This window comes from Actinoplanes missouriensis 431, from assembly GCF_000284295.1.
GTDB classification, from domain to species: domain Bacteria; phylum Actinomycetota; class Actinomycetes; order Mycobacteriales; family Micromonosporaceae; genus Actinoplanes; species Actinoplanes missouriensis.
The window spans coordinates 916,933-934,564 of the sequence record NC_017093.1 but is presented as its reverse complement, the minus strand read 5'-3'; the positions used below and the strand labels follow the sequence as shown (position 1 = coordinate 934,564).

At 70.5% G+C, this 17,632-nt stretch carries 16 protein-coding genes and 1 pseudogene; 5 read left to right on the top strand and 12 right to left on the bottom strand.

The features are described from left to right. Nucleotides 1-39 precede the first annotated feature (39 nt). The 8 genes from AMIS_RS04370 to nfi all read right to left on the bottom strand — a co-directional run bounded on the left by AMIS_RS04370 (nt 40) and on the right by nfi (nt 9,081). Nucleotides 40-888 (bottom strand): helix-turn-helix domain-containing protein, encoded by an 849-nt coding sequence (locus AMIS_RS04370; protein ID WP_014440988.1) that lies wholly within the window; start codon nt 886-888, stop codon nt 40-42. A gap of 185 nt (nt 889-1,073) precedes the next feature. Further along, nucleotides 1,074-2,522 (bottom strand): adenosylhomocysteinase, encoded by a 1,449-nt coding sequence (gene ahcY, locus AMIS_RS04365; protein ID WP_014440987.1) that lies wholly within the window; start codon nt 2,520-2,522, stop codon nt 1,074-1,076. An 874-nt stretch (nt 2,523-3,396) separates the two neighbouring features. Next, nucleotides 3,397-4,578: a mannose-6-phosphate isomerase, class I gene (gene manA, locus AMIS_RS04360; RefSeq protein WP_014440986.1), complete on the bottom strand. Its 1,182-nt coding sequence runs from the start codon at nt 4,576-4,578 to the stop codon at nt 3,397-3,399. A gap of 17 nt (nt 4,579-4,595) precedes the next feature. Further along, on the bottom strand, nt 4,596-5,537 hold the full coding sequence (locus AMIS_RS04355; protein ID WP_014440985.1) for a cation diffusion facilitator family transporter: 942 nt from the start codon (nt 5,535-5,537) through the stop codon (nt 4,596-4,598). Beyond that, nucleotides 5,534-6,745, bottom strand: coding sequence for an SIS domain-containing protein (locus AMIS_RS04350; RefSeq protein WP_041830497.1), 1,212 nt, complete (start codon nt 6,743-6,745; stop codon nt 5,534-5,536). The genes AMIS_RS04355 and AMIS_RS04350 overlap by 4 nt, the downstream gene beginning before the upstream one ends. Before the next feature lie 11 nt (nt 6,746-6,756). Then, nucleotides 6,757-6,948, bottom strand: coding sequence for a Trm112 family protein (locus AMIS_RS04345; protein ID WP_014440983.1), 192 nt, complete (start codon nt 6,946-6,948; stop codon nt 6,757-6,759). Between the two features lie 44 nt (nt 6,949-6,992). Then, nucleotides 6,993-8,372: a phosphomannomutase/phosphoglucomutase gene (locus tag AMIS_RS04340; protein WP_014440982.1), complete on the bottom strand. Its 1,380-nt coding sequence runs from the start codon at nt 8,370-8,372 to the stop codon at nt 6,993-6,995. A 10-nt stretch (nt 8,373-8,382) separates the two neighbouring features. Next, nucleotides 8,383-9,081, bottom strand: coding sequence for a deoxyribonuclease V (gene nfi / locus AMIS_RS04335; protein ID WP_014440981.1), 699 nt, complete (start codon nt 9,079-9,081; stop codon nt 8,383-8,385). 71 nt (nt 9,082-9,152) lie between these two features. On the opposite strand from nfi, the gene AMIS_RS04330 reads away from it, so the two are divergent. The 4 genes from AMIS_RS04330 to AMIS_RS04315 all read left to right on the top strand — a co-directional run bounded on the left by AMIS_RS04330 (nt 9,153) and on the right by AMIS_RS04315 (nt 13,483). Then, nucleotides 9,153-10,406, top strand: coding sequence for a GAF domain-containing protein (locus tag AMIS_RS04330; protein ID WP_041830496.1), 1,254 nt, complete (start codon nt 9,153-9,155; stop codon nt 10,404-10,406). Nucleotides 10,407-10,443: 37 nt separating this feature from the next. Continuing rightward, nucleotides 10,444-11,967 carry an acetaldehyde dehydrogenase ExaC gene (exaC, locus tag AMIS_RS04325; protein ID WP_014440979.1) on the top strand — a complete coding sequence of 508 codons (1,524 nt, stop codon included), beginning with the start codon at nt 10,444-10,446 and terminating at the stop codon, nt 11,965-11,967. 2 nt (nt 11,968-11,969) lie between these two features. Continuing rightward, on the top strand, nt 11,970-12,344 hold the full coding sequence (locus AMIS_RS04320) for a DUF779 domain-containing protein (protein WP_014440978.1): 375 nt from the start codon (nt 11,970-11,972) through the stop codon (nt 12,342-12,344). A gap of 194 nt (nt 12,345-12,538) precedes the next feature. After that, nucleotides 12,539-13,483, top strand: a complete 945-nt coding sequence (locus tag AMIS_RS04315; RefSeq protein WP_014440977.1) for a polysaccharide deacetylase family protein — start codon at nt 12,539-12,541, stop codon at nt 13,481-13,483. 152 nt (nt 13,484-13,635) lie between these two features. On the opposite strand, the gene AMIS_RS04310 is transcribed toward AMIS_RS04315, so the two are convergent. Then, nucleotides 13,636-13,998: a DUF3499 domain-containing protein gene (locus tag AMIS_RS04310; RefSeq protein ID WP_014440976.1), complete on the bottom strand. Its 363-nt coding sequence runs from the start codon at nt 13,996-13,998 to the stop codon at nt 13,636-13,638. Between the two features lie 186 nt (nt 13,999-14,184). Between AMIS_RS04310 and AMIS_RS04305 the strand changes: the two genes are divergently transcribed. Further along, a complete protein-coding gene (locus AMIS_RS04305; RefSeq protein ID WP_051041831.1) occupies nt 14,185-14,661 on the top strand; it encodes a metallopeptidase family protein in 477 nt (158 codons plus the stop codon). On the opposite strand, the gene AMIS_RS04300 is transcribed toward AMIS_RS04305, so the two are convergent. From AMIS_RS04300 to AMIS_RS04290, 3 genes and pseudogenes are all read right to left on the bottom strand, one after another. After that, nucleotides 14,658-14,915 (bottom strand): WhiB family transcriptional regulator, encoded by a 258-nt coding sequence (locus tag AMIS_RS04300; protein ID WP_014440974.1) that lies wholly within the window; start codon nt 14,913-14,915, stop codon nt 14,658-14,660. The genes AMIS_RS04305 and AMIS_RS04300 overlap by 4 nt on opposite strands. A 408-nt stretch (nt 14,916-15,323) precedes the next feature. Further along, nucleotides 15,324-16,536: pseudogene (gene cofG, locus AMIS_RS04295) on the bottom strand (7,8-didemethyl-8-hydroxy-5-deazariboflavin synthase CofG); the annotation flags it as partial. A 130-nt stretch (nt 16,537-16,666) separates the two neighbouring features. Further along, on the bottom strand, nt 16,667-17,587 hold the full coding sequence (locus tag AMIS_RS04290) for a hypothetical protein (RefSeq protein WP_014440972.1): 921 nt from the start codon (nt 17,585-17,587) through the stop codon (nt 16,667-16,669). Nucleotides 17,588-17,632 lie beyond the last annotated feature (45 nt).

Here is a 17,632-nt window from a genome sequence, read left to right as displayed (position 1 = left end):
TCCATGGAATGCTTTCCCATTGGACCTCACCCGGAGCACTCAACGAGCGAGCCGATCCCTCGTCTCAGCGATGGCCGTTCGGCTCTCTTCTAGCGACAATGCGCGTTCCTGCAGGTCATCGAACGCGTCGCCGTAAACGTCGATCTCCTCCGGCTTCACCCGGAAGAGGCCGCCGGTCAGCCCCTCGATGTGCACCACCGGGTTACGCGTGCCCGGTGCGAACTCCATGACCAGGAACGACTCGATGAGACCCGCGTGCGCGCCGGCCTGGAACGGGAGGATCTGCAGCTCGACGCCGGGGCGGGTGCTCGCCTCGTAGAGCCGGCTCAGCTGCCGGTGCTGCACGTCCCGGCCGCCCACCTCGCGCAGCAGGACACCCTCGTCGATGACCAGGCGCAGATTGGGGGGCGGGTCCCGGGTCAGCACGTCCTGCCGGCGCATCCGCAGCGCCAGGCGGCGCGAGATGGTGTCGGTATCGTCGATGTCCGCGCCGGTCTCGATCACGGCTCGCGCGTACTCATGGGTCTGCAGCAGGCCCGGCACCACCTGGGCCTCCCACTCGGAGATCCGCACCGCTTCGCCCTCGAGAGCGAGGTACTCGTCGTACGGATCCGGCACGGACGACCGGTACGGCGTCCACCACGCGCGCGCCCTTCCCCGCCGGGCCAGGTCGCGCAGCCGGCTGCGGTCCTCGACCGCGACGCCGTAGAGGGTGAGCAACCGGTCCAGGTCGGCCTCGCTGATGCCGGTGTGCGCGGTCTCGATCCGGCTCAGTTTCGACTCCGACCACCCGAGCGCGGTCGCCACGTCGACAGCACGGCGCTCACCGCGGAGCCGGCGCAGTTCTCCCCCGAGCTCACGGCGTGCAGTCGATGTCGGCCTCGCCACGGAGCCACCATATCGGCGTATCGACGCGCCGTTGCAAGTTGCACTGACACATTGCACTTGCAGCGCCGATGACCAGCGTGACGTAATGATGGGAGAGAGCCGGCCCCCGAGGGCGGCAAACCCCGGGGAGACAAGAGCCCCCGTTCGGCGGGCGAGCGGGGGCTCCGGCATGTCTTGACGCCGGTCTAGTAGCGGTAATGGTCCGGCTTGTAGGGTCCCTCGACCGCGATTCCGAGATACGCGGCCTGCTGCTTGGTCAGCTCGGTGAGCTTCACGCCGAGCGCGTCGAGATGCAGCCGGGCCACTTTCTCGTCCAGTTTCTTCGGCAGCACATACACCCCGACGGGGTACTCCTCGGTCTTCGTGAAGAGCTCGATCTGAGCGATCGTCTGGTTCGAGAAGCTGTTGCTCATCACGAACGACGGGTGCCCGGTGGCGTTGCCGAGGTTCAGCAGCCGCCCCTCGGAGAGCACGATGATCGAGTGTCCGTCGTCGAACTGCCACTCGTCGACCTGCGGCTTGATGGTGACCCTCCGGACGTCCTTCCGCGCGGCCAGCCCGGCCATGTCGATCTCGTTGTCGAAGTGACCGATGTTCCCGACGATGGCCTGGTGTTTCATCCGGGCCATGTGCTCGTGGGTGATCACGTCGAAGCACCCGGTCGCGGTGACGAAGATGTCCGCGTACTTCACGACTTCATCGATCGTCGCGACCTGATACCCGTCCATCGCGGCCTGCAGCGCGCAGATCGGGTCCACCTCGGTGACGATCACCCGCGCGCCCTGCCCGCGTAGCGACTCGGCACATCCCTTGCCCACGTCGCCGTACCCGAACACGACCGCCACCTTGCCGCCGATCAGTACGTCGGTGGCCCGGTTGATCCCGTCGATCAGGGAGTGGCGACAGCCGTACTTGTTGTCGAACTTCGATTTCGTCACCGAGTCGTTCACATTGATCGCCGGGAAGAGCAGGGTTCCCTGCTGCTGCATCTCGTAGAGCCGGTGCACGCCGGTGGTGGTCTCCTCGGTGACACCCTTGATGCCGGCGGCCACCCGGGTCCAGCGCCGGCCGTCCTCCTTGAGGCTCCGGGCGAGCAGGCCGAGGATCACCGCGTACTCCTCCGAGGACGCGCTCTCGGCCGGCGGCACCACACCGGCCTTCTCGAACTCGGCACCCTTGTGCACCAGCAGCGTCGCGTCCCCGCCGTCATCGAGGATCATGTTGGGCGCCTCGCCGTCCGGCCAGAGCAGCACCTGCTCCGTGCACCACCAGTACTCCTCGAGCGTCTCGCCCTTCCAGGCGTACACCGGAACGCCCTTCGGATCCTCCGCCGTCCCGTCCCTGCCCACCACGATCGCCGCGGCCGCGTGGTCCTGCGTCGAGAAGATGTTGCACGACGCCCAGCGCACCTGCGCCCCGAGCGCGGTGAGCGTCTCGATCAGCACAGCGGTCTGGATCGTCATGTGCAGCGAGCCGGTGATCCGCGCACCCCGCAGCGGCTGGCTCGGCCCGTACTCCGCACGCAGCGCCATCAGCCCCGGCATCTCGTGCTCCGCCAGCTCGATCTCCTTACGCCCGAACGCGGCGAGCGACAGGTCCGCGACCTTGAAATCACCCACGAAGACCCCTTCCATCGGGTACGGGGCCAGCGGTCACCAGACGCAGCCACAACTCCCGTGACACCCGGCCGCGAGCCCCTTGCCAACTCATCCTGGCTGCCGCGCCGCCGGCGCGTGACCGGAACAGACACACCGCAACCTGGCTCCGGACATAGCGAACGGGGCGACAGGCCTAAGCCCGCCGCCCCGTTCATCCCCCCGGTTTGGTACCGCGCGCGTCCGTGGGACCCCCCGATCACCAATGACGCTGCGTGCTTCTAGATTCACACTCCGCAACCACCATGTCAAGTTATTCCAGCAAATTTCGGACCAAACCCCCGCACTCCCACCCGCCCGCACCCCACGCAGCCCTCCGACGCCGCAGCCGCAGCCCACACAGGCCCCGACGCCGCGGCCGTAGCCGTAGCCGTAGCCCACGCAAGCCCCAACGTCGCAGCCGTAGCCCACGCAAGCCCTCGACGCCGCAGCCGTAGCCCACGCAGGCCCCCGCGCCGAATAACCTGCCTGAACTACGGCCGACCAGCCCGAGCCGTAGCCCACGCAGGCTCCCAAGGCGAATAACCTGCCCCAGCTACGGCCCACGACCCCGAGCCGTAGCCGACGCAGGTTCCAAGGCCCGGCTTTGCAGATCTTGGAAACGCCGGCGCCGGCTGCCGCTCAGTGCGGACAAAGCGGGCACGGGACAGCACTGTTAGCCAGCCCGCCAAGACGAGCTGGTTAACAGTGCTGTCAGCAGTGTGGTCGGGCAGCGCTGAGGGCCAGCCGGACCGGCCGGGCCGGCCGGGCCGGCCGGACCAGCCGGACCAGCCGGTTCACAGTGTCAGCCTGGCCGCTTTTGATCACGCGCAACGAGCGCGGCCGAACATGCCCACCAGCTCAACGCCCGAACTCAGGCGGGCACCGCCGCGACGAAGACCACGCCGATGCCGGCCGCGGTCAGCGGCCCCGCACTGGCCGGCGCGTAGGCAGCCCCGCCGGGACGCACTTCCACCGGCACCCCGTGCTCCTCGCCCACGTGCACGTCACCGGACGCCCCGAGGATCACCCGCGGCCCCTTTCCGGGCAGTTTCACCGGCGCCCGGTCCTCGCTCAGCGTGACCCGGTACAGCTCGAAGTCCGGCACCGGGACTTTCCACGACGTCACGCCCGGCGCCATCTCGGTGGGGTGCAGCAGTGGGTCCTCCAGGACGTCGAAGCGCAGCACCCGCAGCAGCTCGTCGACGTCGACCCGTTTCGGGGTGAGGCCGCCGCGCAGCACGTTGTCGCTGGCCGCCATCAGTTCGACGCCGAGGCCGCCGAGGTACGCGTGCAGGTTGCCGGCCGGCATCCAGATCGCCTGGCCGGGCTGCAGCCAGACCAGGTTGAGCAGCAGCGCGACGAGCACGCCGGGGTCGCCCGGGTAGTAGCCGGCCAGGTCGACGGCGAGCACGTACGACGGGGTGTGCGGGTGGTCGTCGGGGATCTGGCGTGCGGCCGCCGCGACCTGCTTGATCAGGTCGTCGCGGTCGGCTTCCGGCCAGGTGAGCAGCAGCTGGACCGCGTCGGCGAGGTCGCCGTTGCGCAGGGTGGCGACGATCGGGTCGAGCTGCGGCAGCTTGAGTTCGCCGAGCACCTCGGCGGAGATCTCCGGCGCCCGGAATCCGCAGAGCGCCTCGAACGGGGTGAGCGCGACGAGCATCTCCGGCTTGTGGTGTGCGTCGGTGTAGTTCTTCGGCGCGCCCGGGTCGAGCTCCTGCCGGGCGTAGGCGGCCTTGGCGTAGGCGGCGTCCGGGTGCGCCTGCAGGGAGAGCGGCGCGCCCGCGGCGAGGACCTTCATCAGGTACGGCAGACGCTCCCCGAACCGCTCCACGACCGCGGCGCCGAGCTGAGCGCCGGGGTCGTCGGCGATGAGTTTGTTGAGTGCGACCGGCCCGTCCGGCCCGGACACCGTGGCCGGGTCGCCCGGGTGCGCGCCGAGCCACAGTTCCGCCTCGGGCCCGTCGGGGGCGGGGCGGCCCTGCAGCTCGGCGATGGCGGTCCGGGAGCCCCAGGCGTAGGCCCGGATCGCTCCGTGAAGCGGGTACACGGTCATACCCGGCAAAGTAGCAGCTATCCGGCGGCTGCGGAGGATGCTGCCGAAGCCCGGTAGATGTCCGGCTCGATGTAGATCACCCGGGCGATCGGGACCGCTTCCCGGATCCGGACCTCGGTCTCGTCGATGTGCTTGGCCACCTCTTCGGCGCTCTCCGTCGGCGGCACCGCGATCTTCACGGCGACCAGCAGTTCCTCCGGGCCGAGGTGCAGCGTCTTCATGTGGATGATCCGCTCGATGCCGCCACCGGCGAGCACCGCCTGCTCGATCTTCCGGACCGCCTCCGGGTTCGCGCCCTCGCCGAGCAGCAGGCTTTTCGTCTCGATCGCCAGGATCGCGGCGATCGCCACCAGCAGCAGGCCGATCGCCGCGGTGCCGGCCGCGTCCCAGCGCCCGTTCCCGGTGATCAGGGTCATCCCCACGCCGAACAGCGCGAACACCAGGCCGACCAGGGCGCCGCTGTCCTCCAGCAGCACCACGGGCAGTTCCGGCGCCTTGGCCCGGCGCACGTAGTTCACCCAGGACGTCCCGCCTCGCGTGCGGTTCGACTCGGTGACAGCGGTGTAGAACGAGTAGCTCTCCAGGCCGATCGCGACCACCAGCACCGCGACCGGCACCCACTGCCAGGACTCGATGCCCTCCGGGTGCTGCCACTTGTGGTACGCCTCGTAGAGCGCGAACAGCCCACCCACCGTGAACAGCACGATCGAGACGATGAACGCATAGATGTAACGCTCCCGCCCGTACCCGAAGGGGTGTTCCGGGGTTGCCTGCCGTTTCGCCTTCTTGCCGCCGACCAGGAGCAGCAGCTGGTTGCCCGAGTCGGCCACCGAGTGGATCGACTCGGCGAGCATCGACGACGAGCCGGTCAGAAGGTACGCCCCGAACTTGGTGACCGCGATCCCGAGGTTCGCGCTGAGCGCCGCGATGATCGCCTTGGTGCCGCCCTCAGCGCTCACGCGATCCCATCCACGATGGGGTTGGCCAGCTCTTTCATCTCGCTGATCGCGGGCACGGCCATCGGGTCGAGCCCGTGCGCCAGCGCCAGGTAGAGCGACGCGAAGTCGGGGACGGCGACCAGCGAGGCGAGCCGCTCCAGCGCCGAGCCACCCTCGGCGGTGAGCACGTCGCAGCGCACACCGCGCCGCTCGGCCAGGGTCTGGATGGCGTCGGCGCGGCGCTCCTCGACGGCGACCGGCTCGTCGGCGTCGTCCTCCGGGTTCAGACCGCCGTCGCGCAGGACCACCAGGCGCAGCCGGGTGACGCTCTCGTCGGTCTCGTCCGGGTCGGCGAAGATGTCCCGGTTCGTCTCGGCGAGGCCGCCGAAGACGCCGTCGAGCAGGCCCACCCGGCCCCGGCCGGCCTCGCCGAGCGCGCCGGCCATCACCGGGTACCTCGCGTTGGCGGCCAGGGTGTCGCCGAAGCGCCGCGCCGCGACCGTGGCCAGCGGCGACGAGCCCCAGACGATCGGGACCGAGCCGGCCAGGCCGAGCGCGAGCGCCTTGGCCGGGTTGACGAACGAGTCAGCGGCGGGACGGCAGCGCTCGGCGTCCGCGTCCAGCCGGGTCGCGGTCTCGGCGATGTCCGCCTCGGTGACCTTGACCAGGCCCAGGGCCCGGCCGGCGAAGAGCACCGGAATGGTCAGGCCCCAGATCGTGGCCCGGGCCGGCGCGCGACGCGGCACACCGATGAACGGCGCGCGGGCCCGCTCGGCCATCGCCTCCAGCTCGGAGCCGGGGTTGCCGATCGCGACCAGCCGGGCGCCGCGACGGGCGGCGGCCTCGGCGGCGGCGAGCGCCTCCGGGCTGCGGCCGGACGCGGAGACCGCGATCACCACGTCGGCCGCGCCGACCCAGCCGGGCACGCCGGCGCTGCGGTGCCCGATGATCGGCACCGGGCAGCGCGGCCCGGCGACGGTGGCCAGGATGTTGCCGGTGAGGCCGGCGGTGCCGATGCCGGCGACCACGACGGCCCGCGGGCGGCCCTCGTCGGCGAGCATGCTCAGGTCCACCTCGGCGGCGAGCGCCGCCGACTCACGGACCTGGGCGCCTGCCGACGCGGTGGCCCGGAGCATGCCGCCCGGGTCGTTGCCGAGCATCGATTTCTCGTCGTCGAGCAGCGCCTCGTCGGCGATCCGGTGTCCGTTGACCCCGGCGGTGCCGTCCATCGGGTTCACCATCAGGACGCCTCCGTCGCGGTCCCCGGCTTGCGAGCCTCGTCGAGCAGGAGGATCGGGATGTCGTCCCGCACCTCGAAGATCAGACCGCACTCGGTGCACGTCAGCGTCTGCGCGTCGGCGTCGTAGTCGAGCGGGGCGTGATGCGTGTCCGGGCACGCCAGAATGTCCAGCAACTGCTGATCGAGCGCCACCGGTTGACTCCTTATCGCACCGACGTGAGTTGGTCGAGGCGATCCTATCCACGAACGATCGCGAGGACCTCGTCACGCAGCTCCGCCATCCGCCGCGCGTCGGGCGCCTCGACGTTGAGACGCAGCAGCGGCTCGGTGTTCGAGGCGCGCAGGTTGAACCAGGCACCCCCGCCGACCTCGAAGGTCAGACCGTCGAGGTCGTCCACCCGGGCGTCCGGGAACGCGGCGCGCACCTCTTCGATCTTGGCAGCGGCGTCCGCGACCGTGGAATTGATCTCACCTGAGGCGACGTACCGCTCGTACTCCGCGGCGAACTCGCTCAGCGGCAGGTCCTGCCCGCCGAACGCGGCCAGCACGTGCATCGCGGCGAGCATGCCGGTGTCGGCGAACCAGAAGTCGCGGAAGTAGTAGTGCGCCGAGTGCTCGCCGCCGAAGACCGCGTTGCTCGCCGCCATCTCGGCCTTGATGAACGAGTGCCCGACCCGGCTGCGCACCGGCTTGCCGCCGCGCTCCGTGATGATCTCCGGGACCGCGGCCGAGGTGATCAGGTTGTGGATGACCGTGCTGCCCGGGAACTTGGCGAGCTCGCGGGCGGCGACCAGCGCGGTGATCGCCGACGGGGAGACCGGGTCACCCTTCTCGTCCACCACGAAGCAGCGGTCCGCGTCGCCGTCGAACGCCAGGCCGATGTCCGCGCCCTGCTCGCGGACCGCCTTCTGCAGGTCGACCAGGTTCGCCGGGTCCAGCGGGTTGGCCTCGTGGTTGGGGAACGAGCCGTCCAGCTCGAAGTAGAGCGGGACGATCTCCAGCGGCAGCGCCGGCAGCACCTGGTCGCCGAGCACCGCCGGAACCGTGTAGCCACCCATGCCGTTGCCGGCGTCCACGATCACCTTGAGCGGCCGGATGCCGGCGAGGTCGACGAGCGAGCGCAGGTGCGCCGCGTAGTCCTTGAGCGAATCCCGCTGCTCGACCCGCGTGGGGCCGTCGGCCTCCGCGTTCAGGTCACCGAGCAGCTCCTGGGCGCGCTGCCGGACCACCACGAGACCACTGTCCTGGCCGACCGGCCGGGCGCCGGAGCGGCACAGCTTGATCCCGTTGTACTGCGCCGGGTTGTGGCTGGCGGTGAACATGGCGCCGGGCAGGTTCAGCGAGCCGGAGGCGTAGTAGAGCTGGTCGGTGGAGGCGAGCCCGATGTTGATCACGGCGGCGCCGGCCGCGTTGACTCCGCGGGCGAACGCGGCGGCCAGCCCGGGACCCGAGTCGCGCATGTCGTGACCGATCACGATCTGGTCCGGCTCGTCGCCCGACTCCCGCAGCATCTCGACGAACGCCGTGCCCAGCGCCCGGGCCACCGGCTCGTTGAGCTGATCCGGGACGACGCCTCGGACGTCGTACGCCTTGATGATCTGCGACAGATCCGTCACCGCTCGCTCCTCAATGAGTCCCCTTTGGGCTGAGGGTACCGGGGCGACCTGCGCCGGAAGGCCTCAGCAGGAGATCCCGGCAGGCCCGGTCCGCCGCCCGGGTGGTTTCCGGCAGGCGGTACTCCGGGGTGAGCCGCAGCGTCATCCGGCACGCGCTGTCGAGGTCCATCCGATGCCCCGCCGAGACGAAGACCGGCTTCACCCGGGCGCGGGTCCGCAGCACCGCGCCCACGGTCTCCCCCGCGTCGATCAGCGGCGACCGGTCACCCCGTTCCTCGCCGACCGGCGCGAACTCGCCGACCAGCCGCGTCTTGCCCACCCCGAACGCCGGCAGATCGGTGAGCACGCCGAGATGCGCGGCCAGCCCGAACCGGCGTGGGTGGGCCACGCCGTGTCCGTCGCAGATCAGCACGTCCGGCCGCACGGTCAGCTTCTCCAGCGCCTCCAGCAGGGCCGGCACCTCGCGGAACGCGAACAGGCCCGGCACATAGGGGAACGCGGGCCGGCCGAGGACCACGGCGGTGTCGCGCACCGAGAGATCCGCGTAGTCGAGCACCACGACGGCCGCGCCGAGGCGGTCGCCGTCATAGGCCACGTCCAGTCCCGCCACCGTATCGATTTCCGCCGGTCCGGGGGCGGAGATCAGGCGGGAGCGCAAGACCTCCTGCGTCGCAAGGGCTTCCTCGGGGGTACGGGGCCAGGTTCGCACCGCCGAAGCATAGGAAGCACTGTTGTCTCCGGGCGTGACGGGCGTCACGATGGGTGGGTCTGGAGGTACCTCTGGTGAATCCGTGGCTTGCCCTGACCCCGGGAGACGACCCGGCCGAGCGGATCCGGCAGGTAGGCCGCGCCCATGAGCAGTTCCTGACCGGCAACGCCCGGCCGGCTCGGATGCGCAGCGTGGTGGCCGACTCGTGGGCCCGGTCGGCCGCGTCCATCGGCGCCGACAGCACCGCCCCCATCGATCTGGCCGACGACGACCTTGAGGCGTACCGGTCGGCCCATCCGCTCGCCCGGGTCATGCCGATCTTCCGGGACCTGCTGGGCGGCCTGGCCGACGACGGCGACCACATCCTCGCGGTCTGCGACGCGCACGGCCGCCTGCTCTGGGTGGAGGGCCGCCCGGCCACGCTGCGCGGCGCGGCCTCGATGAACTTCGTGCCCGGCGCCCGGTGGGACGAGGCGAACGCCGGCACCAACGCCCCGGGGACCGCGCTCGCCGTCGACCACGCGATCCAGATCTTCGCGACCGAGCACTTCAGCCGCACAGCGCAGAGCTGGACGTGCGCGGCGGCCCCGATCCACGATCCCGGCACCGGACGGCTGCTGGGCGCCATCGACGTCACCGGCGGGGACCATCTGGCGAACCCGCACAGCCTGGCCCTGGTCCGGGCGACGGCACTGGCCGCCGAGGCGTACCTGGGCGCGGCGAAGCCGCTCGGTGACCGCCCGGCGGTCGCCGCACTCGGCCGGGACGAGGCGCTGCTCGCGGTGGGTGGCAAGCGGCTGCGGCTGGGCCGCCGGCACTCCGAGCTGCTGGTCCTGCTCACCGTGCACCCGGAGGGCCGCACCGGCGACCAGCTCGGCGTCGATCTGTACGGCGACGACGTGAACCCGGTGACGGTCCGCGCCGAGTTGTCCCGGCTGCGCCGGATCCTCGGCCCGGAGCTGCTCGACTCCCGGCCCTACCGGCTGCGCGCCGCGATGGACGTGGACTTCGGCACGGTCGGGCGCCTGCTGGACGGCGGACGAGTGGCGGAGGCGCTCACCGCGTACCCCGGAATGTTGTTGCCCGGCTCGGACGCGCCGGGTGTGGTCCGGCTGCGCCGGCGCCTGGACGACCGGCTGCGCGCCGCCGTGCTCGCCACCGGTGACCGCCGCCTGCTGCAGACCTGGCTGAACGGGCCGCTCGGCACCGACGACCTGGAGATGTGGCAGGCCTACGCCGCTCTCACGCCGACGGACCCGGTGGCCGCCCGCCGCGTCGCCGAGCTGTCCCGGGAGTTCGCGCTCTGCAACGTTGTTGCAACCTGACGGCAACTAACGTCCGCCTCGAAGAGGAGGCGTGACCATGACCATCTATACCCCGCCCGGTTCCGACGGATCGATCGTCAGTTACCAGTCCCGCTACGACCACTACATCGGCGGTGAGTACGTCCCGCCGGCCAAGGGCCAGTACTTCGAGAATTCCTCGCCGGTCACCGGCCAGGTCTTCTGCGAGGTGGCCCGGGGCACCGCCGACGACGTGGAACGGGCGCTGGACGCCGCGCACGCCGCCGCTCCCGCCTGGGGCCGCACCTCCCCCGCCGAGCGCGCGAACATCCTCAACAAGATCGCCGACCGGATGGAGCAGAACCTCGAGAAGCTCGCCGTCGCCGAGGCCTGGGAGAACGGCAAGCCGGTCCGCGAGACGCTCGCCGCCGACCTGCCGCTCGCCGTCGACCACTTCCGCTACTTCGCGGGCGTGATCCGGGCGCAGGAGGGCACCGCCGGCGAGCTCGACGAGGACACCGTGGCGTACCACTTCCACGAGCCGCTCGGCGTGGTCGCCCAGATCATCCCGTGGAACTTCCCGATCCTGATGGCGGTCTGGAAGCTCGCGCCGGCGCTGGCCGCCGGCAACGCCGTGGTGATCAAGCCGGCCGAGCAGACGCCGGCCTCGATCCACTACCTGTTCTCGCTGATCGGCGACCTGATCCCGGCCGGTGTGGTGAACATCGTCAACGGGTTCGGCGTCGAGGCCGGGAAGCCGCTCGCGTCCTCGAACCGGGTCGCCAAGGTGGCCTTCACCGGCGAGACCACGACCGGCCGCCTGATCATGCAGTACGCCTCGGAGAACTTGATCCCGGTCACGCTGGAACTCGGCGGCAAGAGCCCGAACATCTTCTTCGACGACGTCAGCCGCGCCGACGACGAGTTCTACGACAAGGCGCTCGAGGGCTTCGCGATGTTCGCGCTCAACCAGGGCGAGGTCTGCACCTGCCCGTCCCGGGCGCTGATCCAGCAGAGCCACTACTCCGACTTCCTCGCAGCCGGCGTGAAGCGGGTGGAGAACCTCAAGCAGGGCAACCCGCTGGACACCGACACCCAGGTCGGCGCGCAGGCCTCCAACGACCAGCTGGAGAAGATCCTGTCCTACCTGGACATCGGCCGTCAGGAGGGCGCCCGCGCGCTGGTCGGCGGCGCTCGCGCCGAGATGCCCGGCGACCTCGCCGGCGGTTACTACGTCCAGCCGACGATCTTCGAGGGCCGCAACGGGATGCGGATCTTCCAGGAGGAGATCTTCGGGCCGGTGGTCTCGGTCACGCCGTTCGGCGACTTCGACGACGCCATCAAAATCGCCAACGACACCCTGTACGGCCTCGGTGCCGGCGTCTGGTCGCGGGACGGGAACCAGGCGTACCGGGCCGGACGAGCGATCAAGGCCGGACGGGTGTGGACGAACTGCTACCACCTGTACCCGGCGCACGCCGCGTTCGGTGGCTACAAGCAGTCCGGCATCGGCCGGGAGAATCACCGGATGATGCTCGACCACTACCAGCAGACGAAGAACCTGCTGGTCAGCTACTCGCCCAAGGCGCTCGGGTTCTTCTAGAGATGGCCTCCCGGGTTGACGTGACTCCCGCGGCTGCCGCGCTCATGCGGCAGCTGCGGGAGCAGCACGGTCCGCTGATGTTCCACCAGTCCGGCGGCTGCTGCGACGGCAGCTCGCCGATGTGCTACCTGGAGGGTGAGTTCCGAACCGGTGGCTCCGACGTCCTGCTGCAGTCTCTGGTGATCGAGGGGGTTCCGGAGCCCATCACGTTCTGGATGTCGGCCAGTCAGTTCGAACTCTGGAAGCACACCCATCTGACCGTGGACGTGGTCCCCGGGCGGGGCGCGGGTTTCTCGCTGGAGGCGCCGGAGGGCGTCCGCTTCCTGATCCGGTCGCGCCTGCTCACCGAGGCGGAATTGGCCGAACTCGCCGCTTGAGCAGCTCTCAGCAGGGCCGGGCCGCCTCCGGGTGGCTCGGCCCTTTGGCGTGCCGCTTGCGCGGGTGCGCAATGATACGCCAGCAAACCCGAGCGTGTTCCCGTTTTCGAACGATTGACACGCCTCCCGACTGGCGGCCGCCCTTTTAACGAGGCATCGTCGTCAGTCGCCGACAAAACCTGGGAGGAAGCTTCATGCGGCTGTCGCATACCAGAAAGGCATTCACGATCAGCGTGTTGCTGATCATGACGGCCCTTCTCGGCCAGGCCGCCGCGGCCCAGACCACGTCCACGTCCACGTCGGTGCCGGCGGCCGCGCCCGCCACGTCCGGCGCGGCGTCAGCGGCCGCCCCGGCCTCGCCGACCCCGGCCGCCCCGTCCTCGGCTTCTTCGTCCTCGGCGGGCTCGCCGGCCGGCGCGGCCACCACGCCGCCCGCCGCGCCGCCCGTATCCGCGTCGCAGTCGACCCCGGCGAAGAACAGCGACCGGACCGAGAGCGCCACCACCGACAAGCGGCACGGCAAGCCGCGCACCAACGGCCCGGCCCGCAGCATCACCACGACCGGCCGGGACGGGGTGGCGCTGACGTTCGACGACGGGCCCGACCCGACGTACACGCCGCAGCTGCTCGACATGCTGGCGAAGGCGAACGTCAAGGCCACGTTCTGTGTGGTCGGCACGCAGGTGAAGCGGCATCCCGAGCTGGTCAGGGCGATCGCGAAGGCCGGCCACTCGCTCTGCAACCACTCCTGGAACCACGATCTCAAGCTCGGCAAGAAGCCGCCCGCGAAGATCAAGGCGGACCTGGAGCGGACGAACAACGCGATCCGTGCCGCGGTGCCGGGCGCGGAGATCCGGTACATGCGGGCGCCGGGCGGCAACTTCACGCCGAACCTGGTCAAGGCGTCCCGCAAGCTCGGCATGGAGTCGCTCTACTGGCATGTCGACCCGCGCGACTGGGAGCACCCGAAGGGCGAGTCGCACGCCGCTCACCGCAAGAAGGTCATCCGGATCGTGCAGAAGCACACCCGGAAGGACTCGGTGATCCTGTCGCACGACTACGCGCAGCCGGACACCATCGCGGCCTACCGCACGCTGCTCCCGTGGCTGCGCCAGCGCTTCAAGCTGATCGCCCTGTAACACCCGGCCGGCCCCGCGTGTGGATTTCGGGTGCGGACCGCGCCTGAAATCCACACGCTCCCGCTCGGGCGGGACTACGTGTGGATTTCGGGTCGGAGCGCGCCCCAACTCAACACGCTCGGGCTTGCACCGGGCTGCGTGTGGAGTTCCGGTCAGTGCGAGGGCGGGATGACCCTCAGGTGGCCGCGGCGGCCCGTCTGGTGCCCGGGGGTGTGGTCGGCCTCGTCCGGGCGCGCAGGGGCCGGACGAGCGGCTTCGCGGACGGCGTCGGCGAGCGCCACCAGGTCGTCGGTGGTGGGGGGCGGAGGCGCGAAGTCGCCGTCGTGGCGAACCAGCTCCCAGCCTCGCGGGGCGGTGAGGCTGCGGGCGTGCGGCTCGCACAGGTCGTAGGTGTGCGGCTCGGCGAACGCCGCCAGCGGCCCGACCACGGCCGTCGAATCGTTGTAGACGTAGGTCAGGGTGGCGACCGCCTGTCGGGGACAGCCGTTCCGGGAGCAGCGCCGTGGTGACCTCACGGCGGCACGTTATCTCTCCACCGGCCGATCTGGGGAGCGTTGCCTCGCGACACGCCGACCCGTGATGCATCACGATTCGGCCATGGCTGCCCGACACGCCGCCCCGTTGGGGCGAATTACCGGGTGAGACACACGATGCGAACGGCCTGACCACGTATGCGGCCCCGGTGGGGATACGCTGGCCGCGTGACCACCAGCCCTGAACGCCGCCGGACGGAGCCGAAGGCGACGCGCGGCACCGGCCCGGGGCATCCCACCCGGCGCGATCGGCACGGACGCGGCCTGCGCGGCCGTCTGGTGCCGGCGACCGTGCCGCTGGCCCGTACCAAGGCGGAGATTTTCGACGACCTGGTGCTGGACACGGTCGAGAGCCTGGAGCGGCGTTACGCGAAGGAGCTGGCCGGCGTCGAGTTCGCCGTGGAGGACGTGCCGCCGGAGCTCAACGTCTACGACTCGGACGTGCTCGAGGACGGCGAGGTGCCTCTGGCCCGGCTGCTGCCCGGCCGACCGGGACGACACGAGTTGCCGCCGCGGATCGTGCTCTACCGCCGCCCGCTGGAGTTCCGGGCGATGGATCGGGAGGACCTCGCCGACCTCGTCCACGATGTGATCATCGAGCAGGTTGCCAACCTGCTCGGGGTGGATCCCGACGAGTTGGCCTAGGCCACCCGCCGTTTCAACTTGCGACGTTCACGTTCGGACAGTCCACCCCAGATCCCGAAGCGTTCGTCGTGGCCGAGTGCGTACTCCAGACAGTCGGCCTTCACGTCACAGCGGCCACAGATGCGCTTGGCCTCGCGCGTCGAGCCGCCCTTCTCCGGAAAGAAGGCTTCCGGGTCGGTCTGCGAACACAGTGCCCGCTCCTGCCACTCGGGGGCGTCCCCGAGCAGGTCGAACCCTTCAACCTGCGCTTCCATCGGCGTGCCTCCATTTTCCGCGCCGGCTGCGAAGCCGACGCTGACCCCCCACGCACGCGGCGTGTTTCTGTGGGTTCGACGCGAAAAGCGACACATCGTCCCCACAACCCCACCAAAATTACACGCGTGTAAGACGTGCGTCGTCAAGCCGAACCTGCTAAATGGGCCCGTTTCCTACAAGCGTCAAGGACCTTTCGTGGTCCCGTTCCAGCCCTATCTCCCGTAGCCACCGGAAGGTAACGCGGGCCCGGGCATGCACGTCCAATTTAACCCGTTTTGTAACTAAGGGGCAGGGGGTCCCCCGAGCGGGTCCGCCGAATGGATCACGCGGTCACCGGCGCGCGTGGACAGAGGACCTTTCCACACCGGATGAATCAGCAGGTAGATCGATGCCTCCACGGGGATGCACCGGTGCCGCCAGGCCGTCCGGTCCGGACAGAGCGGCCACGTGCGCGGCCAGGCCCGGGTCGAGCCAGCCGTCGGCGGCACGGTGGACGTACTCGGGATAGATCGTGAGCCGCTCCCGCAGCTCAAAACCCGATTTCTCAGATTTTTCACGCAAAATGTCGATCTGGGGCCAGGGGCGCTCGGGGTTCACGTGGTCCGGCGTCACCGGCGACACCCCGCCCCAGTCGTCGATCCCGGCCCGCAGCAGCAGCGAGAACTCGTCGTCGATCAGGTTCGGCGGCGCCTGGATCCGGGCGCGCGGCCCCATCAGGATCCGGGCCACCGCCACCATGGCCGCCAGCTCGCGCAGCTCGGCGTCGGGCATGCCGCGCATCGCCGTGTCCGGCTTGGCGCGGAAGTTCTGGATGATGACCTCTTGGATCTGCCCGTGCTCACGGGCTGTCCGCCGGATCGCGAGCAGCGAGTCGACCCGCTCGGCGACGTTCTCCCCGATGCCGATCAGGATGCCGGTGGTGAACGGGACACCGGCCCGGCCCGCATCGTCGAGCACCCGCAGCCGGACCGCCGGCTCCTTGTCCGGCGAGCCGTAGTGCGGTCCGCCCTTCTCCGACCAGAGCCGGGTCGCGGTGGTCTCCAGCATCATTCCCATGCTCGGCGCGACCGGCTTGAGCCACCGCAGCTCGGCCTCGCTCATCACACCGGGGTTGAGGTGCGGCAGCAGACCGGTCTGCTCGAGGACCGCCACGGCACAGGCGCGCACGTAGTCCAGCGTCGAGGCGTAACCGCGCTCGTCCAGCCACTGCCGGGCGGCCGGCCAGCGCGCCTCGGGACGGTCACCGAGAGTGAAGAGCGCTTCCTTACAGCCCTGCGCCGCGCCCTGCCGGGCGATCTCCAGGACCTCGTCGAGTTCCAGGTAGGCCGACGGCAGCCGATGCGGCACGGTGGCGAACGTGCAGTAGTGGCAGCGGTCCTGGCAGAGTCGGGTGAGGGGGATGAAAACCTTCCTCGAGTACGTGACGACGCCCGGCCGACCGGCTTCCCGGAGGCCCGCGTCCCGCAGGTCGCCGGCGATCGCCAGCAGCTCGTCGAAATTCTCGCCGGTGGCCGCGAGAAGCGCGATCGCCTCGTCCCCGCCGATCGTCTCGCCGGCGGCGGCCCGGCTCAGGGCGCGCTCGATGCTCGCCGCGCTCGGTACCTCGGCAACCCCTGCGATTTCCACGTTGACCTTCGCCACGCACAGCAGCCTAGGCCGGATTCGATCCGGCCGCCGCCGTGGTCAGCGGGCATAGCAGTGTCGTGGAACACGGTGGCCCCGGGGTACGGCACACCCCGGGGCCGGACCGTCACTGCCGCGGCGGGTCCTGGTCGGCCGGGCCGAAGCCGGGCCGGTCGGAGGGCACGCCCGGGCCGGGCACGGGCTGTTCGGACGGAACGCCCGGACCGGGAACAGGCTGTTCGGACGGAACGCCCGGACCGGAGACAGGCTGTTCGGACGGAACGCCCGGGACCACGCGGGTGGGCTCGTCGACCGGCGCCTGCGGCACGGGGTAGACGGCGCCCGGCGGAGGAGGCTGATTCCACGCGGGCGGCGCGGCGAAACCGGGTGCCGGCGCGAATCCAGGGGGAGCGAAACCGGGCGGCGGCGCCGGATAACCCGGCGGCGGGCCGGAAACCGGACCAGGCGGCGGACCCTGCGGGCCCGGGTATCCCTGCCATCCCGGCGGCGGACCGGGCGGGTACTGCTGGAACGGCTGCCCGTAGACGCCGGGCTGCGGCCGGGGCGCCGCGAACATCCCACCCCAGATCTGCCAGACCGCGTACGCCACCAGCGCGAACAACGCCAGCCAGGCGGCACGGGCGAGCAGCTCCAGGAACGCCGACCACGGCGACGTGGAGGCGATGTTGCTCACCCCGAAGAACACGCCGAAGACCAGCCCGAAGAAGGCCGCCACCCCGTACTCGACGAGCGTGACCAGGGCGATCACCCGGGCTTTCGGGTGCACCGGCTGCACGGCGAGCGACAGCACCACCGCGGCGAGCGGCATGAAGATCGTCGCGAGATTCACGAAGCTGCCGAAGCTGTACTGCGTACGGACCAGGAAGCCGTCACCGAACAGGTCGAGCACCGCGGTGGCCAGCAGGACGGCCGGAACCCCGGCCAGCGCGTACACCGCCAGGTCACGCAGCGGACGCAGGTACTGCCACACGGACTTCCCGGTGGCCGGCGGCGGACCGGGCGGTGAAGGCGGCTGTGGTGTGGTCACGGTTACTCCCGGTGGGCTTGCAAACGGAGGCTCAGCGTAAACCGC